This window comes from uncultured Winogradskyella sp. (assembly GCF_963975125.1).
Lineage (GTDB): Bacteria > Bacteroidota > Bacteroidia > Flavobacteriales > Flavobacteriaceae > Winogradskyella.
The window spans coordinates 1-21,920 of sequence record NZ_CAXBGB010000037.1 but is presented as its reverse complement, the minus strand read 5'-3'; the positions used below and the strand labels follow the sequence as shown (position 1 = coordinate 21,920).

The window sequence follows — 21,920 nt, the reverse complement described above, 5'->3', positions numbered from 1 at the left end:
AAGACTAACCAAATCCCTCAACTAATTTTCTAATTACTAGATACAAATTTTGTTTCAAGTTATAATTTTAGTTACCTTTGAAAAAAACTTAAGCTTACTTAAAAATTAATTAAAGCTATCTGAAATGTCAATCGCTATTGAAAATTTTGTAAAAGCCATTTACAATAACAACTCACATGATGCTAAAAATACCAAACCTGGTAATATTGCCAAAAAACTTGGGATTTCTAATGCTGCAGCTACTGATATGGCTAAAAAATTAGCTGTAAAGAATTTATTGCATTACCAAAAGTACCAAGAGCTACAGCTTACAGATAAAGGCATAAAAATGGCGTTGAATATTGTAAGAAAGCACCGCCTTTGGGAGGCGTTTTTGTTTAAAATGTTCGATATGTCCCTTCACGATATTCATAAAGAAGCAGAACTTTTAGAGCATCAAACCTCTGATTTATTAGCCAACAAAATAAGCACTTATTTAGGACACCCTAAATTTGATCCACATGGTGACCCAATTCCTAACGCAGAAGGAGAAATAACAACTACAGATACATCTATTTCACTTTCAAATGCCGAAGAAGGAAAACTATACGTCATTTCTCGCTTAATGAGTGATGATAAAGAGTTTTTTGAATTCTGTGCACATCACAAATTAAAATATGGCCACGAAGTAAAAGTATCAAAGCAATTCAAAAAGAACAAAATGACTGAACTATCAGTAGAGAACAATACAATTTTATTAAACGAGAATTTTACAACCCTAATTTATGTCAATGCTATTAACTAAGAAGTCTATAGTACTTAGTATCACACTATTTGCTTGTTTACTATTTTCTTTTTCTCAAGAGAGTGAAAATACTGGAGCTATAGTTACGGACAGGCCAGATGCAACAGAAGCGTCTTCAACTGTCGGTAGAGGCGCTTTTCAAATAGAAACAGGTGGTTTATACGAGTCTTATGAAAAAAACAATATAAAATCAGAAAGCTTCACCTATAACACTATGCTCGTACGCTACGGAATTTTTGACAATATCGAATTACGTTTAGGTTGGGATTTTGTAGAAGGAGTAACAAAAGTAAATGGCAATAAATTAAACAATGTTACAAGTGGGTTTTCCCCCTTGCTATTAAGTGTTAAAATTGATATTGCTGAAGAAAAAGACGGAATGCCAGAAATTGCTCTTATTGGTAATGTGTTTCCAGCATTTAGTGCTTCAGCAGATTATAAACCTGAAACAACGGGAGTAGGCTTTAGATTCTCCCTGTCACACACCTTGAACGAAAAATCTAGCTTAGGTTATAATATTGGAGCCGAATGGGGAAATGGTTCCCCTGAAACTACTGCAATTTATACCATTGCCTATGGTTATAGGCTTTCGGATAAATTTGGGTTTTATACCGAATTATATGGTGATTTGCCAGAAGACAATTCTGCCAATCATTATTGGGATGCAGGCTTCACCTATTTAGCTTCTAACGATTTACAATTCGATATATATACTGGTACAAGTATTACAGATGGTCAAGATTTATTATTAGGATTAGGATTAAGTTACAGAGCACTAAAAAAAACAATTTAAATATGAAAAAAACACTATTATTACTAGTCATAACATTAGTTTTTAGCTGTAAAAGCGAACCCAAAGACAACGGAAAATTAAACATCGTCACTACAACATCAATGATTACTGATTTGGTAAAAAACATTGGTGGTGATGTAATAAATATTCAAGGTTTAATGGGCTCTGGTGTAGATCCACATTTATATAAAGCTAGTGAAGGAGACGTTTCAAAATTAGTTAATGCAGATATCATATTTTATAATGGGTTGCATTTAGAAGGTAAGCTAGTTGAGGTTTTTGAAAAAATGGGGAGTTCTACTAAAACGCCTATAGCCTTAGCAGGTCAGCTCGATAAGAAAAACTTAATCGGCTCTAACTATTTTGTCTCTAATTTTGATCCTCACGTATGGTTTGATATCGCATACTTTAAACAATTTGCTAAAAAAGTAGCACAAGTTCTTTCTGAGCAAGATCCTGATAACAGCGAGACTTATAAGCTTAACGAGATTGTTTATTTAAAAAAACTGGATAAGCTTCAAGAGGACGTAAAAGGTGTAGTTGAAGCGCTTCCTGCCGAAAAAAGAATACTAGTTACTGCTCACGATGCCTTTAATTATTTTGGCGAAGCTTATAAGTTCAAAGTCGTTGGTTTACAAGGTTTGTCAACCGCAACCGAAGCTGGTGTAAAAGACGTTCAGAAATTAGCAGCCTTTATTATTGAAAACAAAGTCAAAGCAATTTTTGTTGAAAGCTCTGTTCCTAGACGAACGATTGAAGCACTTCAAGAAGCAGTAAAATCTAAAGGACATGATGTCTCAATTGGTGGAACGCTATTTTCTGATGCATTAGGTAATGAAGGTACTCCAGAAGGAACTTACGTAGGCATGTTTAGATACAATGTAAAAACTATAGTAAGCGCATTAAACTAACATGGGAGAGATTGCTGTAAAAATTGATGATTTAACCGTTGCTTACAACTACAAACCTGTACTTTGGGATATAGATTTAGAAATACCCGAAGGAGTATTAATGGCTATTGTTGGACCAAATGGTGCTGGAAAATCAACACTCATAAAATCCATCTTAGGTATTTTAAAACCTATTGCTGGTAGTGTTAGTATTTATGGAAAATCTTATGAGAAGCAACGTCAACTAGTTGCTTATGTACCTCAAAAAGGAAGTGTAGATTGGGATTTTCCTACAACGGCATTAGATGTTGTAATGATGGGTACTTATGGGAGTTTGGGTTGGATAAAGCGACCTGGTCAAAAAGAAAAAAAAGCTGCACTTGAAGCACTTGAAAAAGTAGGCATGCTTCCCTTTAAAAATAGGCAGATCAGTCAGCTTTCGGGAGGTCAACAGCAACGTATATTTTTAGCAAGAGCGTTGGTGCAAAATGCGTCCATTTATTTTATGGATGAACCTTTTCAAGGTGTAGATGCTACAACAGAAATTGCAATTATCAATATTTTAAAAGAATTAAGAAAAGCTGGTAAAACAGTTATTGTAGTCCATCACGATTTACAAACCGTACCAGAATATTTTGATTGGGTAACTTTCTTAAACGTAAAAAAAATTGCCACAGGACCAGTAAAGGATATCTTTAATGATGATAACCTAACTAAAACTTATGGTATTAATTATAAAGTGAGTATACAAGAGTAAGCAGTATTCAGTCTCAGTTTGCAGTACTTACTCAAACTAATGAAAACTAAAACATAAAATTAACGTCATTGCGAGGAATGAGGCACGATTGACGAGGCAATCTCTTTATAATGTATGCCGTTTGCCAACAAACAGATTGCCACGACTTAAAAAAGTCTCGCAATGACGAAAAAAACAAACAGATTCTGAAACAAATTCAGAATAACAAATGGATATAACAGAATACATAAAACTTGTATTTACAGACTATACGCTAAGAACCATTACTTTAGGAACTGCAATTCTTGGAGCTGTTTGTGGTATGCTTGGTAGTTTCGCAGTACTTAGAAAACAAAGTTTACTCGGAGACGCCATTTCGCACGCTGCATTACCAGGAATTGCTATAGCTTTTTTAATCACAGGAACAAAAGATAGTAACACATTACTCATTGGAGCCTTAGTTAGTGGACTTATCGGAACTTTTTGGATACGTGGCATTGTTACAAAAACACATTTAAAATCCGATACAGCACTTGGTCTAATTCTGTCTTTATTTTTTGGATTCGGAATGTTATTATTAACCTTTATCCAAAAGCAACCTAATGCCAATCAAGCAGGTTTAGATAAATATTTATTCGGACAATCTGCTACTTTAGTAGAAAGTGATGTATGGATGATGGCTATTGTAACAGGGATTTGCCTTTTGGTTATGCTCGTTTTCTGGAAGGAATTTAAAATTCTCTTATTTGATGTAGATTATACCAAAACGCTTGGGTTTAATACTAAAACCATAGATATTCTTATAACAAGTTTTATCGTCCTTGCTATTGTTTTAGGATTACAAACAGTAGGAGTTGTTTTAATGAGCGCGATGCTTTTAGCACCTGCTGCTGCTGCTAGGCAATGGACCAATAGTTTAGCGGTAATGGTGTTTTTAGCGGCTATATTTGGTGCATTTTCGGGAGTTATCGGAACTGCAATTAGTGCGAGCCAGAATAATTTATCTACTGGTCCAGTGATCGTACTTGTAGCAGCAGTATTCGTCATCTTTTCGTTTATATTTTCACCTAGCAGAGGATTATTATTTAAGCAAATTCGATTCATAAAAAACCGTCGCGATTTAGAACTACATAAAACCTTAGCCTTTATGCATCATATTGCGGAAACTCATGAAAATATTTCGCACCCACATACTATTAAAATATTGAACAACTTTCAAGGCTATACAAAAAGTACCCTTCAAAAATTAGTCGATAAAGGCTTCGTTACTCTTAAAGGAACTATGTGGAGTTTAACCGCTCTAGGTTTTAATACTGCCAAGAATTTATATAGCCAACAAAACGAAACCGATGAGTAGCGCACAATTAGAAATACAGCTTATAGCAAGTTTAGTTGCAGTTGCTTGTGCTATTCCTGGGACTTTTTTGGTTCTTAGAAAAATGGCAATGATTAGTGATGCCATTAGTCATTCTATCTTACCTGGTATTGTTGTAGGTTTCTTTATTACTCACGATTTAAATTCGCCTGTACTTATTTTATTAGCAGCATTAACAGGGATTATTACTGTAATTTTAGTTGAGTATATTCAAAAAACAGGATTAGTTAAAGAAGACACAGCCATAGGCCTTGTTTTTCCAGCTCTATTTAGTATTGGTGTTATTATGATTGCCAAAAATGCTAATGACGTACATTTAGATGTAGATGCTGTTCTACTAGGTGAATTGGCTTTCGCACCATTTGACAGGTTAATTATTAGCGGAACTGATGTCGGTCCAAAGTCATTATGGATTATTGGAACAATTCTGTTAATTACAATAACCTTATTAATCACATTCTTTAAAGAATTAAAAATTAGCACTTTCGATAAAGGGCTTGCAGCTTCTTTAGGGTTTTCGCCTGCGATTATTCATTACGGATTAATGTCTGTTTCATCTATCACTACTGTTGGTGCTTTTGATGCAGTTGGAGCTATTCTGGTTGTCGCTTTAATGATAGCACCTGCTGCTGCTGCTTATTTGTTGACGACAGATTTAAAGAAGATGTTGGCATTAGCGATTAGTTTTGGAATTTTAAGCGCCATTTTCGGTTATTGGGTTGCGCATTGGCTGGATACTTCAATTGCAGGTTCTATCACAACAATTCTTGGATTAGTATTTTTATTAGTTTATTTATTTGCTCCAACAAAAGGTATTATTGCGGTAACTTATAGAGAACGACAACAACGTATTGAAGTCTCTTTACTCACATTTTTATTGCACTTAAAGAATCATGACGAAGAAACAGAACGTCATGTAAAACACTTAAACGAACATATTAATTGGCAAAAGGTACGCTCAAAAAGCGTGTTAGATTTAGCTCAAAAAAATAATATGATTCATATTAAAAATAATATCGTTTCATTGACAAAAAAAGGAGATGAATTTACATCTAAAGCCATCAATTACATTATCACCAATGAAGATGCGCAAATAGAAGACATGAAGGATGATTTCTTTTTGTTTAGAGGTTAGATTCTTCAGTCACTCTGTTCCTTTTGAATGACATAAGCTTTACGTTATGTCATTCAGAGCGCAGCGAAGAATCTCAATTAAAAGTTTTATTCAACTTTAAATCACCAACAGAAATAAGCCATTTATCATTGGATAACGTCTGGGCATTAGATAAGAGTAAATCTTGTTTTGGGAATTTTTTTGAGTTTTTTAATATTAGGCCTATCGCATCAGTAAGCAAATGTAAACTGTGACCATCTACTGCAATTATAAACTGAATACTCTACTTAAACCCACGCTCCTTCTGAATATGCTCATAAGCTTCCTGTACCTGTCTAAACTTCGCTTCAGCACCTTCTTGATGTTCTTTTCCTAAATGCCCAACTCTGTCTGGATGGTATTTTTTGGCCATATGCCTATATGCTTTTTTAACCTCACCATCAGATACTGATTTATCAATTTCTAAGACTTTATAAGCATTATTTGTACTGTTATAGAACATCGCTTTAATGCTTTCATAGTCTTTATTACTAATACCTAAATAACCAGACATAGTATAAATTTGTCGTATTTCATCTTCAGTAACTTGTCCATCTGCTTTAGCAATTCCAAATAAAAAGTGAAGCAATTGCAAACGTGATGCATGATCCATCATTTGCTTAATCTGCAAACAAACTTGTCTTGTAGATATGTTTTGTTTGGTGATACGCTTAAACAATTCAAAAGCTTTATTAGCCCGTTGCTTGCCATACATATTGGTGAACTGTTGACGTACAAAATCGAGTTCGCGTTGATCTTGTTTACCGTCAGCTTTTATAATTATAGAAGCAAGTATTAATAAGCTAACTTCAAAATCTCCAGATTGGGTTTGTGATCGCGATGGTTGTGATTTACGGCCATTATAATTTGGTACTGTACGATAAGGATTGTGTCGTCGTCTTGTTTGTTGTTCATCTAATAAAGGAGTGCTATTGCCAGCTAAATTATCGACAAAACTCCCAAGAGCCAACCCAATTATAGCTCCGATTGGACCACCAAAAGACCAACCTATCGCACCACCAATCCATTTTGCAAAACTCATATTATATTTTAAATTTTATGAATGTATAAATCTTCCAAACCCAAACATTCTTATTTCATATAGACTCTAAGCAGATTCACGAGGTCAAAAACATGACCTTTATAATTCCCCAAGTAAATATACTATATGTTAGTAAATAGCGTTCATTTTTTTTCAATTCAAACTATAGAAAACTAAAATAGTATCATTAAAACTACCAACTTAATAGACCTTAGTACGGACTATTTTTCATTATCTTTGCAATTCAATTTAGATTAATTAAAATACAAAAATATGTACCCAGCAGAATTAGTAAAACCAATGCGTGAGGATTTAACCAAGGTAGGTTTTGAAGAATTACATACAACAGAAGCTGTAGATAATGCCATTGCAAAAGAAGGAACAACTTTAGTGGTTATAAATTCGGTTTGTGGTTGTGCGGCAGCAAATGCTAGACCTGGAGCTAGAATGAGTTTAGAAAACGCCAAGCGTCCAAACCATATCGTCACAGTTTTCGCAGGTGTTGATAAAGACGCTGTTGATGCAGCAAGAGCACATATGGTTCCTTTTCCTCCAAGTTCGCCATGCATAGCTTTATTTAAAGACGGAGAATTAGTACACATGCTAGAGCGTCACCATATTGAAGGTCGTCCGGCAGAATTAATTTCAGAGAATCTAATGGATGCTTATAACGAGCATTGTTAATATTCGTCATTACGAGGAATGAAATGACGTGGTAATCTCTCTAAGTAAACAGATTGCCCCTGTTGACAAAAAGTCAACATCGCAATGACAGAAGTTTTTAAATAAAAGACCACGATTTTAATTGTGGTTTTTTAATTTTATGCCATGCAAAAAATATTAGCTTACCCACTAACAGTCCTTTATCTTATTTGCTTTGGATTAACCTTAGTCCTTTTTCACCCTATACAATGGTTTGCTCTTAATGTTTTGGGTTACCAAGCTCACAAGAAAAGTGTTGATGCCATGCAGTTTTGTTTAATGCGATGTCTTAATATTTTAGGCACAAGGTTTACATTTAAAAATCTGCATCAAATTTCTGCCAACAAACCACTACTCATAATTTCTAACCACCAAAGTATGTACGACATTTCTCCAATAATGTGGTATATGCGCAAACACCATGTTAAGTTTGTTGCTAAGAAGGAATTGGGTAAAGGAATACCGAGTGTCTCACATAATTTACGCCATGGAGGTTCGGTTTTAATAGATCGCAAAAATCCTCGTCAAGCCTTGCCTGCTATGATGAAATTTGGTGAATATATTGAATCTACTAATCGTGCAGCAGTAATTTTTCCAGAGGGAACTCGCAGTAAGGATGGTGCACCAAGACCTTTTAGGACCAAAGGACTCGAAATTCTAATAAAAAAAGCACCTTCTGCATTGATTGTTCCAATAACGGTAAACAATTCTTGGAAGATGTTGAGGTACGGTAAATTTCCTATGGGAATTGGAAATCATATAAAATTTACGGTGCATAAGCCCCTAGAAATTGCTAACTTTACGGATAAGACTGAATTAATTCTTCAAGTTGAAAAAACAATTGTAGAATCAATTCAGAACTAACCATCATAATCCCATCAATATGTCGTTAAAAAACATCCGATTAGAAGTGATGCAACATCTTGAAAAAGATGTAGAATCTCTTATCGAAAAATATTTAATTCCTGTTGAAAATATTTGGCAACCTACAGATTTTTTACCAGACTCTACCAAAGAGTCGTTTTATGATGACGTTAGGGAAATAAGAGAGCTCTCTAAAGATTTACCATACGATTTTTGGGTGGTTTTAGTTGGTGATATGATTACCGAAGAAGCTTTACCGAGTTACGAATCTTGGCTTATGGATGTTGAAGGTATAGACCAAGTAGAAGGTAACGGTTGGGCTAAATGGATACGACAGTGGACAGGTGAAGAAAACCGCCATGGAGATGTGCTTAATAAATACCTGTATCTTTCTGGACGTGTTAACATGAAAGAAATCGAAAAGACCACACAATATTTAATTAACGATGGTTTTGATATTGGCACAGATAGAGATCCTTATAAAAACTTTGTTTATACAAGCTTTCAGGAATTAGCAACTTATGTTTCACACAATCGTGTAGCCAAAATTGCTAAGCAAAAAGGGAATAAACAACTCGCTAAGATGTGTAGAATTATTTCAGGTGATGAAATGCGTCACCATCACGCTTATTCTGAGTTTGTTGAGCGTATTTTTGCTGTAGATCCAAGTCAAATGATGATGGCTTTTCATGATATGATGAAACGCAAAATTGCCATGCCAGCACATTTTCTTAGAGAATCTGGAGATAAGATCGGTACAGCTTTCGAAGAATTTTCTAACACAGCACAACGTATTGGTGTTTATACATCTACCGATTATGTAGATATTCTACAAAAACTTATTGATCGTTGGGAAATAGGCAATATATCTGGTTTAAATGAAGAAGCTGAGAAAGCCAGAGATTATTTAATGAAATTACCACCAAGGATGTATCGCCTATCTGAACGTATTAAAATACCCGAAAATTCCTTTCAATTTAAATGGGTTGATCCTGCTTAAAGGATATTATGGAAACGATTGACATTATTGAAGCTACCAAGGCTTTTGTAAAATCTAAACTTCTAGGAGCAGAAGGTGGCCATGATTGGTTTCATATAGAACGTGTGTACAAAAACACCTTATTAATAGCTAAACACGAAGCAGTTAATATTAAAGTCGTTTCTTTAGCTGCATTATTACATGATATTGCAGATCCTAAATTTCATAATGGTGATGAAACTATTGGTCCAAGAGTCGCTAGTGAATTTCTATTAAAACATGATATAGACAGTGAGATTATTGAGCATGTCACTCAGATTATCGAAAACTTGTCCTTCAAAAATTCCTTTGATATAGATTCAAATTTTACATCTAAAGAAATGGAAGTAGTACAAGATGCAGACCGATTAGATGCTATTGGAGCTATTGGAATTGCGCGCTGTTTTAATTATGGTGGCTTTAAAAATAGAGCACTCTATAATCCTAAAATTAACCCAAACTTAAGTATGACTAAAGCAGAATACAAAGCTGCTGAGGCTCCAACAATTAATCATTTTTATGAGAAATTGTTGCTGCTAAAAGACCTGATGAACACAAAATCTGGTAAACGAATTGCCTTAGAACGACATAAGTATATGGAAGACTTTCTGAAACAGTTTTATGCTGAGTGGGAAGGGAAAAAATAAAACAAGTATGATTTTGAATATTTCAAAATCATACTTTTTTTATTTTTTAAGTTAATACTTAGTTTCTATAAGTATAGTTAGCAGAATAAATATTTGTTTCATTTTCTGGTTGTCCATTAAAGTCCTCACCATAGCTAATTGCAGTTACAGTTCCAGAAACAGGATAGTTAACACTGTTATAAACGTAATCTGCATCTATATTAAAAATCACACTATCGCTATCATCTCTATATGTAATACTAGTAATGTTATTTAATGGAAATAATAATCGAGCTTGCACAACCTCTGTACTAGAGGCGTTCATTGTTAAATTTAAATCGACATTATCTAAAACATCGATTACACCTGCCGCATCTAAAGTATAGAAGTATGGGTTAGGATTAGCATCATAAGAAATTTCAGCGGTATATTCAACTTCGACCTCAACGTTATTCATATAATCGTATTCATACTCTAAGAATGTTATCATTATTGGATTACCATTATTATCGTATTCAGTAACTTCACCTGTTTCAAAAGCGTTATAAGGAGATTCATATAATTCTTCTATGTTTAAATTATCTCCTTGACCGCTAATGTTACTTAGTTCATTATTATTATAAACAAAAATGCTGCTCTCTTCACCATCTGTAACATTTGATACTCTATTATTAGCATCATAATTAACGGTAATTGTAGTATTCTCCTCAGAATCTTGTGCAGATACTATGTTAATGGTTTCTATATATCTTGCTACAGCATCGGGATTAGCTTCATCGAACTCATCTGAAGTAGAGTCGTTACAGCTAGTTATAGTAACAAAAAAAAGAAAGATAAAGAGATAAAATTTTAGTTTCATAATATTAAATCGTTTTAATTGAGGTGCAAATATAATTCGTAATAAAAAAAAACCAAAGGCTTAACTGTATAATTGTAAGAAATTTAGTTATTAGTAAATTGTGTAGGAAGAGTTTTGTTATTTTTCAGTTAGCAACTTTGCATCAATTAAATTTCTTATGTCTTCGAATCGTTTATTTGAAGCGCAATTAAAATTCCAATGACTATAAAGATTATTTAGCCAATAACAAATTAAATATTTACTGAATTTATTTTCTTTAAATAATTTTAGGCAAATCTGTCTAAAATTTTTATCCTATTTTATTTACCAGGAAAATCAGCCTTACGCTTCTCTAAAAAAGCCGTCGTCCCTTCAACGAAATCTTCAGTGCCAAAACATTTTCCAAATTGTTTGATCTCTACTTTGTAGCCATCTTTACCGTCTTTATAATTAGCATTAATCGCTTTTATCGCTTTACCAATGGCAACAGAAGAATTACGCATAATCTTACTTGCTATCTTCTCGCAAAGCGGTAACAATTCTTCTTGCTCAACGACATGGTTTACCAAACCATAACTTAAAGCTTGATTAGCATCAATCATACCAGCTGTCATTACTAGTTCCATAGCTCTACCTTTACCAACTAATTGTGGTAAACGTTGTGTGCCACCATAACCAGGAATAACACCCAATGAAGTTTCTGGCAATCCCATTTTTGTATTGCTACTGGCTACTCTAAAATGACAAGCCATAGCCAACTCTAGTCCGCCACCAAGGGCAAAACCATTAACTGCTGCTATAACTGGTGTGCTTAAGTTTTCAACAAAATCGAACAACAAAGCTTGACCTTGAGCTGCTAATTTTCCGCCTTCATTAACGTTAAAATTAGCAAATTCACTAATGTCTGCACCAGCTACAAAGGCTTTTTCTCCACTACCTGTAATAATGATTACTTTGGTGTTGCTGTCTTTATTAGCAGCATCAAATGCATCATGTAATTCTTGAATGGTGTCTTTATTTAACGCATTTAATTTTTTTGGTCTGTTGATAGTGATTGTTGTTATTCCGTTTGAGAATTCTGATAGTATGTTTTCGTAGTTCATAAAAAACTTTGTTTTATTCCCACAAAAGTGGGAATCCTATTGTTATATAGTTTAAAACACTTTTGTGAATTGTTATCCTTAAACTATAGTTTTTGTTTATTTATTATGAGAATTCTGCCTACGCAGGAATTCTATTCCTTAGGAAAAGCAACCGTAAAAGTGGTTCCTATTTCTTGCTGAGATGTAAAGGTAATACTTCCGTTATAAGTTTCCACAATCTTTTTTACCATCGCTAAACCTAATCCCATACCACTAGTTTTAGTTGTAAATTTTGGCTCGAATACTTTAGCCTTATTGTCTTCAGAAATACCAGAACCATTATCTTCTACAGTAATATTCACAGTATCTCCTTCGCTAAAAACTCGAACTTCTATTTTTGGGTTTTCAGAATCATCAGGTATCGATTGAATCCCGTTTTTAACTAAGTTGGTGACCACCCTAATAAGTTGTGTTCTATCAAACTTGGCAATGATTTCTTCTTCTTCTGGGTAAAACGTAATATAATGTTCGTTAAAAATATCTAGTGCTAACTTTACAATATGCACCACATTTAATACTTCTTTCTTTTGAGCTGGCATCTTAGCGAAATTAGAAAAAGCCGAAGCTATTGAGCTCATAGTATCTATTTGCTGAATTAGTGTATTACTATATTCTTCTACTTTTTGATGAATATTTTCATCTTTGGGATTAAATTTTCTTTGAAAACTCTGCACACTTAATCGCATTGGTGTTAACGGGTTTTTAATCTCGTGCGCCACTTGTTTTGCCATTTCTCGCCAAGCTTGCTCACGCTCATTAGTTGCTAATTTGACTGCACTATCTTCTAATTCGTCAATCATACTGTTGTATGAATTGACTAGAGTTTCTATTTCTTCACTTGAGGATTCTATTTGAATTTTTTTGTTGCGTTTTTCTAGTCTAATTTCATTCATCTTATCACTAATCGTTTTAAGGGATTTTGTGATGTATTTTGAAATAAAATATGCAAACACAATTGCAGCTACAATCATTGCCAAATAGGCATAACCTAAACGTAATAAAAACTCATTAAGCTCTTTATTTAAAAAATCATCATTCTCTAAATAAGGTAAATTTAGGATTGCTAGATTTTTAAATTTTGCGTCAGTGATATAAGTATAAGACGATTGAAATGTTTGGCCGTTTTCTTGATTTTTTAAGACATAGCGATGCTCTATGGTGTTCGATAATTTATTTAAAATTTCCGCATCTAAACATCGCTCCGTAGTGTCTCTTCTAATGGTTCTTTTTGAGCTGATAAGCAATTGGCCTTCTAGGTCGTAAATATTAATTTGTAGATTATGAATCGCATCAATATCAAAAATTTCTTCTTTAAAAATGAGCGGAATATTCTCTGTCGTTACTGGATAAGTGGTTTTTCTAATTGCAAAATTAATACTACGACGTATCGCCTTCTCTTTTCTTTCTAATCGTTCTCTATGATAGTCTTTCGCTTCTTCCTTGTACTGATAAATGGTAACTGCAGCAATTAATATTGATGCTAACAACACTAATAGTATCATCGCCACAAATATTCTTGCTCTTAAGGACAGTCTTTTAATTTTCATTGAAATACCCAAGAAATCGGGTGTCTTTTAGTTCTATATTTTAAGTTTTAATTATCGCAATAATCAAGCCAACTAGGCTTCTGGATTTTTAGAGCGAATATTTTTATAAAGTTTAAAGCCTAACATAATTAAAATACCTAGTACAATTATACCAATGACTCCAAAAATCCAGTTTATAGAACTTTTTAATATCACGAGAAATACAACTGCAAATAAAATAAATGTTGCTCCTTCGTTCCAAATACGCATAAAACTTGATGTCACTTTTACTTCATCTTTCTGAAGTTGTTTGTAATAGATATGTGTTTTATAGTGGTAAATAAACAGCAACAGTACAAAAGCCAATTTAACAAGCATCCAAGATTGCTGAAACCAACTTGGCATTAAAACCATTAACCATATTGCAAATAGTGTAGCTAAAATTGCAGATGGCCATGTGATAATAAACCATAAGCGTTTAGACATTAGCTTTAACTGTTTCCCTAAAATTTCCTTGTCTGGCGATGGCTTATGAAAGGCTTCAATTTGATATACAAACAATCTTGGAATGTAAAATAAGCCAGCGAACCATGTGATGACAAAAATTAGGTGTAGGGATTTTATATAATTATAGTATTCCATTAATCTTCAACAAATAAATAGTTTAACTGTTTTGCATTGAATGCCAAATTAAAAGCTTTTACCTCATCATTCAAAATAGTATTAAAAGCATCGAGTTGCTTTTTTATTTTTCCTGATAATTCATTCTTAACTGCAATATCTTGTTCTGTTGGCGCAAAATCACCCATACTTACCAATGAATTTAGATGTCCTAATTTATTAGTCAACTTAATCGGAAAGTTTAAAGGGTCTTGTCCGCTTCTATTTTTGGTTTGATACAATTCTTTTTCAATATTAGACAATTGTTCCTCTAGGACTTTCGCTTTTTCAACCAATTCTTTCACATTGTCATCAGCTGCATATTGCTTTTGAAATGCATTCAACTGTTTGTTAACCGCTCTTATTTTCTTAATAGATTTGTGCGCATCGTCCATGGTTTTATTTACATCTTTCACAAAAATAAACTGCTTTTTCATATCAGCAAGAGTGCTTTCTGCTCTTGGGTCTGCAAGAATGGTAAATGGTTGCGACATCTCAACTTTGCTTAATGTGACAGAATCCTCAATCCTTAAGTTTACTTTATAAGCTCCTGGTATAGCTCTTGGGCCTTCTAAACTTGCCCACCACAAAATCATACCTTCTAAACGCTCTGCTCCATCATAAGTCATATCCCAAACAAATTGATTAGAGCCTTTTTTTACAGTCAGTTTATTCTCCTTATCTTTAGATGAAAACTTTTTAATGGTGTCTCCTTTGGTATCAAAAAAAGTTAAAGACACTTTATCATCTTCCTTAAATTCCTTCAAATTAAAATATGTAATTACACCATTAGGATGGTTTGTGCCATTAGTTTTACTTCCCGTTCTGCTTCCTCCTCGCATTCTATAGGTATTCTTTGGTTTAAACAATACACTTTTGCTTAAATCTGCATCATACAATTGATGGATAACAGATAAATCGTCAATCATCCAAAGGCTTCGACCTTGTGTTGCGACAATAAGATTGTTGTCTTTTATTGTTAAATCCGTAATAGGAACAATTGGTAAATTTAACTGGAAAGGCTTCCAGTCTTTACCATCATTAAAGGAAATATACATTCCTGTTTCGGTCCCAGCATACAACAACCCTTTTCGTTTTGGATCTTCTCTTAGCACTCTTGTAAAATGTTCTGGATTGATTCCATTTGTAATTTTAGTCCAATTTTTACCGTAATTGGTGGTTTTATATAAATACGGAGAAAAATCACCTGTTTTATATTTTGTACCAGCCACATAACAAGTCCCTTCTTCGAAAGCACTAGGTTCAATGCTATTAATCATCATCCATTCTGGCATGCCTTTTGGCGTAACATCAGTCCAGGTTTTACCACCATCTTGTGTTACATTAATTAAGCCATCATCACTACCAACCCAAAGTAAACCTTCTTTTAATGGTGATTCATTGGCTGCGAAAATGGTACAGTAATATTCTACAGACGTATTATCTTGTGTTATTGGACCGCCTGAAGATTTTAATTTTTCAGGATCATTACGGGTTAAATCTGGACTGATAATATCCCATGACTGCCCTTCGTTTTCTGTGACGTGTACATGCTGTGAAAAGGTGTATAATCGGTTTGGATTATGCTTAGAGAATATAATAGGAAAATTCCACTGAAAACGATACTTCATACCTTCTGCACCATGACCCATAGGATTATCTGGCCAAACGTTTATCGCTCTAACCGTTCCGGTTTTATGATTTCTTCGTGTTAAAAATCCGTCATAGCTTCCTCCATAGATAATATCATTATCTTCGGGATCTACAGCGATATGCGCAGATTCACCACCTGCTGTACTTTCCCAATCATCTTCTGTAATCGCTCTTCCATCTGTTCTATGCGGAATTCTAATCGTAGAATTATCTTGTTGTGCGACATAAATGCGATACGGAAACGCATTATCTGTTGTTACTCGATAAAATTGTGATGTTGGTTGATTGTGATAGGTGCTCCATGTTTCGCCTCCATCAAAAGTGACTTGTGCTCCTCCATCATCACCTATAATCATTCGCTTTGGGTTTTCTGGTGCTATCCATAAATCGTGATGATCTCCGTGTGGTGCGTTGTATGTATCAAATGACTTTCCACCATCTGTACTTTTATGATAGCGTACATTTAAAACGTAAACTGTATTTACATCTTCGGTATCTGCATAAAGCCTTGTGTAGTACCAAGCGCGTTGACGCAATTTGCGTTCGCTGTTGACTTCATTCCAAGTTTCTCCTCCATCCTCACTTCTATATAATCCGCCTTTATCTTTATTTTCTATAATCGCCCAAACCCGTTGACTATTCAAAGGGGACACAGTGACTCCAATAATCCCTAAAGTCCCTTCAGGAAACCCTTTGTTAGCTGAAATCTCTGTCCAAGTTTCACCACTATCAGTACTTTTCCATAGTGCAGAGCCTTCTCCGCCAGAATTTAAACTATACGGAGTCCTGTTAATTCGCCAAGTTGACGCATATAAAGTTCTTGGGTTTGTAGGATCCATTATTAAATCTACAACTCCAGCATACTCATTAGAAAACAAAGTTTTCTTCCATGTTTTTCCACCATCAATACTTTTATAAACTCCACGTTCTTGTGTTGGCTTATATATATTACCTAAAACACCTGCATAAACAATATTGTGATTTGTAGGATGTACGGCGATACGTGGTACATGTCTCGAATTCTTTAATCCGGAATACTTCCATGTTTTACCAGCATCTTCACTTTTCCAAATACCATAACCTGAAGATACATTGCCTCTTACTGTTTTTTCACCACCTCCAACATAAATAACATTTGGGTCGCTTTTAGATACAGTAATAGATCCTATACTACCACCAAAAAAACCATCGGAGATATTTTCCCATTGACGACCTCCATTGGTTGTTTTCCAAATACCTCCACCTGTAGAACCGAAGTAATATAAGTTTGGTTGGTTAGGCACACCTGTTACCGCAGCACTTCTTCCACCTCTAAAAGGCCCAAGAAGACGATACTCTAGAGCACCATAATCGGATTCTTGAAAATTTTGTGATTGAAGATTTAAACTAAAAAATAAGAACAATAAAACTGCCAATAGGGTTGGAGACTTCATAATAAAAACTCGTTGGTTATAGAATCCTAAAATTACGGATTATCCTCGAAAGAAAAATCAGAATCTCTTTTTATACTGCAACAGTTTTAGCAGTTGCCCACATATTAATCCATTTGGTCAACAAAGCAACCCATTCATCATCGTCATTTAAGCATGGAACTGTTGTGAATTCTTTTCCTCCGACTTCATGAAAAATTTCTTCTCCTTCCATAGCAATTTCCTCTAAAGTCTCAAGACAATCACTTACAAAGGCTGGTGTTACAATCGCCATTTTTTTAAGACCGTCTTTACCAAAACGCTCAATAGTTCTATCTGTGTATGGTCTTAACCATGGATCGAAACCTAATCGCGATTGAAAACTAGTAGAATAGGTTCCTTTTTCTAAATTAAGATATTCGCCAACTAATCGTGTGACTTCTTTGCATTGATGTCTGTAACAAAACTCATGTGCTGGTGAAGCCGTTGAGCAACAGCTACCATCTATTTTGCAGTGGGATTTTGTTATATCACTCTTTCTAATATGTCGTTCGGGAACACCGTGAAACGAGAACAGTAAGTGCTCGTAATCTTTATCTTTAAGATGTTTTGCCATGCTTTTTGATAACACTTCGATATAATCTGGTTTGTTGTAAAAAGCCTTTAAATCTGATATTTTTAAATTAGGGAAATTTGTCTTTCTAATTTCCTCTGCTAAAACTAAAATAGTCTCTGTAGTTGCCATAGCAAACTGAGGATATAATGGAATTAAAAATACATCATCAACACCTTTATCTACTAATTCTTGAAGCCCTTTTTTTATAGTCATACTGCCATAGCGCATAGCTAATGCTACAGGGAAATCAATCTTTTTCTGAATTTTTTCTTGAAGGTGCTCTGACAAAACAATTAATGGCGATCCTTCTTCCCACCAAATTTTTTGATAAGCAGCTGCTGAGGCTTTTGGTCTGGTATTAAGAATAATTCCTTTCACTAAAATATTACGTGCCCAAAGTGGGACATCGATAACACGTTTGTCCATTAAAAATTCCCCAAGATATTTCTTTACATCCTTTGGGTTTGGACTGTCAGGTGAGCCTAAGTTTACTAATAAGATTCCTTTTGACATTTTATGCCTGCGAAAGCAGGTATCTTTTTAATTTAACATTGCATTTTATAAAAAGCAAAAATACAACTCTATATGTAATAGCTTACAATTCTTTTCATTGGTTTTATTTATAGAACTTATCTTTACTTTTTGTCTTTAACCTAAAATGAGATAACATTTGTATAGATGAAGCTGTTTTTTTGAAATACATAGCATATCTACTCATAAGAAAATAGATGAAATATGGACGGATTTTAGTCCTTTTTTAGGAAATAGAAATAGTTAAGATGAGATCTTAATTATATCGTCAAATATTTTTCAATTTTATTTGTTATTACCTTAGGATGATTCATCTATCGTATTTGTTTTTGTTGAGTTTTATTTATTGTTTATGACTGTTTCATGAATTTAAATATCTTTACAAGGCTTGATTAAATTTTATTATGAAAAAAATCACATTGTTATTTCTTATTTTATTTTCAGTAGTCTGTTTCTCTCAACAAAAATATCAGAGTTTACTTTGGAAAATTACTGGAAATGGTCTTAAAAACCCGTCATACCTCTATGGCACTATGCATGTTAGTAAGAAAGTGGCGTTTCGATTAGATGACGTGTTTTATAAGGCCTTAAACGAAAGTGATTGTATTGCTTTAGAGTCTGACCCAACAACTTGGCCTGGCTTTAATTATGGTTTGATGCTCAACGAAATGGCATATTATAACTATCCTAAAAATGACTTTTATACCAACCTTTTCAAATTAACACATCCTGAAGAAATTGCGATTAGAGCTTCGGTTAGGATGGACAATAATACAGTTAATGCGTATTTATATAGAAAAAATAATGCATCAGATAATTTTGAAGAAGAAACCTATTTAGACATGTTTATTTTCCAAGCAGGTAAGAAAAATAATAAAGAAATCTATGGCCTAGAAGATTTAGCTGAATCGCGATACTTGACAACTAAAGCAGCTTATAATGCCAATAAAAAAGATTTAGACCCATGGCTACAAAAATTATATGCTAATGAGAACCCTTACCTCATTCAAGAAAACTTATATCGCGATAGAAATTTAGATTTATTAGATTCTATTGGTGCTGGAGTTAATACTGAATTCTATCGTGAGAACATGCTTTATATTCGAAATGAAAATATGGTTATTTCTTTAGAAAAGCTAATGCCAACCAAATCTGTATTTGCTGGTGTTGGTGCTGCACATTTACCAGGAGACAGAGGCATTATTAATAGGCTCCGTCAAAGAGGTTATACAGTTAAAGCATTAGTCTCAGAACAATCGGATTTCAGCAAAATAGAAAAAACAAAGCTCGATAGTCTGTTTGTAGCTCCCAAACTTAAAATGCATTATTCACCTGATGGTTTTTTAGGCTTAAAGACCTACGATGAGTTGAGAGAGTTGTCTTATGCTGGGCAAAAATATTATTTAGATCCAGATATGACTAATGGTGCTTATTTAACCGTAAACAGAATGAGTCGCTTTTTGTATTTACCAAACGAAAAAGATAATATTACTTTAAAAGATATTGACGATTTATTATATGAAGATATTCCTGGTGATATTATTAAAAAAGAAGAATTAACGACACCTTATCCAGGCATAAGTATTGTAAATAAAACAAAGAAGGGAGAGTTTCAGAAATATCATATTTACCAAACACCTTTAGAAATTATCATTATAAAATTTGCTGGTCGCAGCGATTTTGTGCTGAAACATCAAGCTGAAATTTTTAACTCTATTGTCTTAAAAAGTCCTTCAAACTCAAATACACAATTTGTAGCACCACATAAAAAATTTGAAGTGAATTTCCCAGAATATTATGTCTCTAGCAATATGAATAATTATGGTAAAAAATTATTAGAAGGTTATAAAAATGATGCCTATTATTTTGTGGAAGAAGCGGTTTTAAACGATATATCTTACATTGAAGAAGATAGTTTTGAAGCCAAGTATTTTCATCATGCATTATACAAAAACTACAAACTTACTGAATCAGGTGGAGGTTTTAAAGCAGGTGATTATAAAACGTATGAATCTTATGCGGTTTTAGATTCAACATCAAACAAAAATTTACATCTAAAAACTATTGCAAAAGATGGAAGTTATTATCTCTTAGGTTATGTAGGTGAAAACGAAGCTGATAAAACGTCTTTTTTTAAGTCTTTTAAATTCAATAAAACGGACTATACAGATTTTGAAAAAATTATGGATACGTCTTTACATTTTTCTGTAAGAACAAATGCCAAAGCTCCATCACCAAATCCGTATAATTATAATTATAATGGTAGCCAAAAACCAAAAAATTATGAGCAAACCCTAAAAGAGATCACCTATTCTACGCAAGCTAATGAACAAATCATAATCTCTCGAACCAAGTTTCACGATCTACAGATGTATCATAACGTGGATAGCATATGGAAAGACTTAGATGATAAGATTAATTATAGCAATCGCTATTATATTTCTAAGAAAAAATTCAAGATTTCTAATCGTTCTAAATCAAAAATTGATAATATATATTTTTATCGTTTTAGTTACACAGATTCAGCAAGTGCAAAACAAGTGTTGGTAAAAAACATTTTAAAGGAAGGTGTGCTTTTTGAGTTGAAAACATTGGTGGATTCTATAAGCGGTCCATCTAGTTTTGTAACTGAATTCTACAATTCGTTTCAACCAAAAGATACGCTTCTAGGTAAAAATGTACTTGAAGATAAAACCAAACTATTTTTTGAAGCCTTGCGAGCAAATGACAGCATTATCTTAGAATCTTATAGCCTAATTAAATTTAAAAAACACCACAGCAAAGAGATTGTTTCTGTACTTAAAGGTTTTAAATTCGAAAAAGAGCGTTTAGACATAAAGTCTCATCTCGTTGAAAAACTCATTGAAATAGATTTAAAGAATAATTTACCATTTATAAAACAATTGTATCACGATAGTTATTCGGATCCTCAAACGCAAATTGCTATTTTAGAAGGCCTCTTAGATTCTAACAAAAAGGATAATTATAATTTAACTTTAGACCTTATGGAACGCGACTTGCCTTTAGGTGGAGTTGGTCGTATTTTTTATAATTATTACGGAAAAGATTCTCTAGAGTTAAAGGCATCACTATTTCCTAAAATACTACAATACAGCACAATAAATGAATACAAACAACCACTGTATAATCTGCTGGCAAGAGTAAAAGATAGCTGCTTTATTAAACTAAAAAGTTATTCCAAGTATAAAAATCAATTAATAAATGATGGTAAAATAGAAGTAAAACGAAGTTTGGGTAATAACTCGTATTCTAATGGTTTATCTACTTATGTTAAACTCATTTATCCATACAGAAAAGAGCGAACTGCCCAAGATTTCTTTGAAAAATTACTCAATGTTGATGACAAAAATGCATTGGTAAAATATTATGTGTTATTAACTAAAAACAAAGAGACAATTCCAGGAAAATTAAAAGAAAAAATACTTGATGATGAAGAAAATCAATACTTACTCTTAGAAGAGTTAGATGAAGAAAAACTCTTAGGCAAGCTAAAATCTATTAATATCGACCAGCAACAATTTGCAAAGTCTAAGTTATTATC

At 33.5% G+C, this 21,920-nt stretch carries 18 protein-coding genes; 11 read left to right on the top strand and 7 right to left on the bottom strand.

What is annotated here, in order from left to right; translation table 11 throughout:
- The first annotated feature begins 124 nt into the window (after positions 1-124).
- The 6 genes from AAC053_RS07160 (at position 125) to AAC053_RS07135 (ending at position 5,713) form a co-directional block, all read left to right on the top strand.
- Positions 125-784: a metal-dependent transcriptional regulator gene (locus AAC053_RS07160; RefSeq protein ID WP_339754654.1), complete on the top strand. Its 660-nt coding sequence runs from the start codon at positions 125-127 to the stop codon at positions 782-784.
- Positions 771-1,577 (top strand): transporter, encoded by an 807-nt coding sequence (locus AAC053_RS07155; RefSeq protein ID WP_339754653.1) that lies wholly within the window; start codon positions 771-773, stop codon positions 1,575-1,577. The genes AAC053_RS07160 and AAC053_RS07155 overlap by 14 nt, the downstream gene beginning before the upstream one ends.
- Positions 1,578-1,579: 2 nt before the next feature.
- Positions 1,580-2,488: a zinc ABC transporter substrate-binding protein gene (locus AAC053_RS07150; RefSeq protein ID WP_339754651.1), complete on the top strand. Its 909-nt coding sequence runs from the start codon at positions 1,580-1,582 to the stop codon at positions 2,486-2,488.
- Position 2,489: 1 nt separating this feature from the next.
- Positions 2,490-3,224, top strand: a complete 735-nt coding sequence (locus AAC053_RS07145; protein ID WP_339754649.1) for a metal ABC transporter ATP-binding protein — start codon at positions 2,490-2,492, stop codon at positions 3,222-3,224.
- A gap of 208 nt (positions 3,225-3,432) precedes the next feature.
- The gene (locus AAC053_RS07140; protein ID WP_339754646.1) at positions 3,433-4,560 is read left to right on the top strand and encodes a metal ABC transporter permease; all 1,128 of its coding nucleotides are present in this window, start codon (positions 3,433-3,435) and stop codon (positions 4,558-4,560) included.
- Complete coding sequence (locus AAC053_RS07135; protein WP_339754645.1) at positions 4,553-5,713, top strand: metal ABC transporter permease; 1,161 nt, start codon at positions 4,553-4,555, stop codon at positions 5,711-5,713. Before AAC053_RS07140 ends, AAC053_RS07135 begins: the two co-directional genes overlap by 8 nt.
- A 262-nt stretch (positions 5,714-5,975) precedes the next feature.
- Here AAC053_RS07135 and AAC053_RS07130 read toward each other — a convergent pair whose 3' ends face one another.
- Positions 5,976-6,773, bottom strand: coding sequence for a TerB family tellurite resistance protein (locus AAC053_RS07130; RefSeq protein ID WP_339754642.1), 798 nt, complete (start codon positions 6,771-6,773; stop codon positions 5,976-5,978).
- Between the two features lie 273 nt (positions 6,774-7,046).
- Here AAC053_RS07130 and AAC053_RS07125 point away from each other — a divergent pair, with 273 nt between their 5' ends.
- The 4 genes from AAC053_RS07125 to AAC053_RS07110 all read left to right on the top strand — a co-directional run bounded on the left by AAC053_RS07125 (position 7,047) and on the right by AAC053_RS07110 (position 10,004).
- A complete protein-coding gene (locus tag AAC053_RS07125; protein ID WP_339754639.1) occupies positions 7,047-7,457 on the top strand; it encodes a BrxA/BrxB family bacilliredoxin in 411 nt (136 codons plus the stop codon).
- Positions 7,458-7,601: 144 nt separating this feature from the next.
- Complete coding sequence (locus AAC053_RS07120; protein ID WP_339754636.1) at positions 7,602-8,339, top strand: lysophospholipid acyltransferase family protein; 738 nt, start codon at positions 7,602-7,604, stop codon at positions 8,337-8,339.
- Between the two features lie 19 nt (positions 8,340-8,358).
- Positions 8,359-9,339 carry an acyl-ACP desaturase gene (locus AAC053_RS07115; protein WP_339754635.1) on the top strand — a complete coding sequence of 327 codons (981 nt, stop codon included), beginning with the start codon at positions 8,359-8,361 and terminating at the stop codon, positions 9,337-9,339.
- Between the two features lie 8 nt (positions 9,340-9,347).
- Complete coding sequence (locus AAC053_RS07110) at positions 9,348-10,004, top strand: HD domain-containing protein (protein ID WP_339754633.1); 657 nt, start codon at positions 9,348-9,350, stop codon at positions 10,002-10,004.
- A gap of 58 nt (positions 10,005-10,062) precedes the next feature.
- Here AAC053_RS07110 and AAC053_RS07105 read toward each other — a convergent pair whose 3' ends face one another.
- The 6 genes from AAC053_RS07105 to hemH form a co-directional block, all read right to left on the bottom strand.
- Complete coding sequence (locus tag AAC053_RS07105) at positions 10,063-10,842, bottom strand: hypothetical protein (protein ID WP_339754630.1); 780 nt, start codon at positions 10,840-10,842, stop codon at positions 10,063-10,065.
- 299 nt (positions 10,843-11,141) lie between these two features.
- The gene (locus AAC053_RS07100) at positions 11,142-11,924 is read right to left on the bottom strand and encodes an enoyl-CoA hydratase-related protein (protein ID WP_339754627.1); all 783 of its coding nucleotides are present in this window, start codon (positions 11,922-11,924) and stop codon (positions 11,142-11,144) included.
- Between the two features lie 131 nt (positions 11,925-12,055).
- A complete protein-coding gene (locus tag AAC053_RS07095; protein ID WP_339754624.1) occupies positions 12,056-13,510 on the bottom strand; it encodes an ATP-binding protein in 1,455 nt (484 codons plus the stop codon).
- A gap of 72 nt (positions 13,511-13,582) precedes the next feature.
- On the bottom strand, positions 13,583-14,131 hold the full coding sequence (locus AAC053_RS07090) for a CopD family protein (protein WP_339754622.1): 549 nt from the start codon (positions 14,129-14,131) through the stop codon (positions 13,583-13,585).
- Positions 14,131-17,235, bottom strand: coding sequence for a glycosyl hydrolase (locus AAC053_RS07085; protein ID WP_339754620.1), 3,105 nt, complete (start codon positions 17,233-17,235; stop codon positions 14,131-14,133). The genes AAC053_RS07090 and AAC053_RS07085 overlap by 1 nt, the downstream gene beginning before the upstream one ends.
- 70 nt (positions 17,236-17,305) lie before the next feature.
- Positions 17,306-18,340: a ferrochelatase gene (gene hemH / locus AAC053_RS07080; RefSeq protein ID WP_339754618.1), complete on the bottom strand. Its 1,035-nt coding sequence runs from the start codon at positions 18,338-18,340 to the stop codon at positions 17,306-17,308.
- 422 nt (positions 18,341-18,762) lie between these two features.
- On the opposite strand from hemH, the gene AAC053_RS07075 reads away from it, so the two are divergent.
- Positions 18,763-21,920, top strand: a 3,158-nt coding sequence (locus tag AAC053_RS07075; protein WP_339754616.1) for a TraB/GumN family protein, incomplete at its 3' end; no start/stop codon positions are given.

Excerpts from the sequence above, each read along its gene's own strand:
- AAC053_RS07160 (WP_339754654.1), top strand. The coding sequence starts at position 125 with ATGTCAATCGCTATTGAAAATTTTGTAAAAGCCATTTACAATAACAAC.
- AAC053_RS07155 (WP_339754653.1), top strand. The coding sequence starts at position 771 with ATGCTATTAACTAAGAAGTCTATAGTACTTAGTATCACACTATTTGCT.
- AAC053_RS07150 (WP_339754651.1), top strand. The coding sequence starts at position 1,580 with ATGAAAAAAACACTATTATTACTAGTCATAACATTAGTTTTTAGCTGT.
- AAC053_RS07145 (WP_339754649.1), top strand. The coding sequence starts at position 2,490 with ATGGGAGAGATTGCTGTAAAAATTGATGATTTAACCGTTGCTTACAAC.
- AAC053_RS07140 (WP_339754646.1), top strand. The coding sequence starts at position 3,433 with ATGGATATAACAGAATACATAAAACTTGTATTTACAGACTATACGCTA.
- AAC053_RS07135 (WP_339754645.1), top strand. The coding sequence starts at position 4,553 with ATGAGTAGCGCACAATTAGAAATACAGCTTATAGCAAGTTTAGTTGCA.
- AAC053_RS07130 (WP_339754642.1), bottom strand. The coding sequence starts at position 6,773 with ATGAGTTTTGCAAAATGGATTGGTGGTGCGATAGGTTGGTCTTTTGGT.
- AAC053_RS07125 (WP_339754639.1), top strand. The coding sequence starts at position 7,047 with ATGTACCCAGCAGAATTAGTAAAACCAATGCGTGAGGATTTAACCAAG.
- AAC053_RS07120 (WP_339754636.1), top strand. The coding sequence starts at position 7,602 with ATGCAAAAAATATTAGCTTACCCACTAACAGTCCTTTATCTTATTTGC.
- AAC053_RS07115 (WP_339754635.1), top strand. The coding sequence starts at position 8,359 with ATGTCGTTAAAAAACATCCGATTAGAAGTGATGCAACATCTTGAAAAA.
- AAC053_RS07110 (WP_339754633.1), top strand. The coding sequence starts at position 9,348 with ATGGAAACGATTGACATTATTGAAGCTACCAAGGCTTTTGTAAAATCT.
- AAC053_RS07105 (WP_339754630.1), bottom strand. The coding sequence starts at position 10,842 with ATGAAACTAAAATTTTATCTCTTTATCTTTCTTTTTTTTGTTACTATA.
- AAC053_RS07100 (WP_339754627.1), bottom strand. The coding sequence starts at position 11,924 with ATGAACTACGAAAACATACTATCAGAATTCTCAAACGGAATAACAACA.
- AAC053_RS07095 (WP_339754624.1), bottom strand. The coding sequence starts at position 13,510 with ATGAAAATTAAAAGACTGTCCTTAAGAGCAAGAATATTTGTGGCGATG.
- AAC053_RS07090 (WP_339754622.1), bottom strand. The coding sequence starts at position 14,131 with ATGGAATACTATAATTATATAAAATCCCTACACCTAATTTTTGTCATC.
- AAC053_RS07085 (WP_339754620.1), bottom strand. The coding sequence starts at position 17,235 with ATGAAGTCTCCAACCCTATTGGCAGTTTTATTGTTCTTATTTTTTAGT.
- hemH (WP_339754618.1), bottom strand. The coding sequence starts at position 18,340 with ATGTCAAAAGGAATCTTATTAGTAAACTTAGGCTCACCTGACAGTCCA.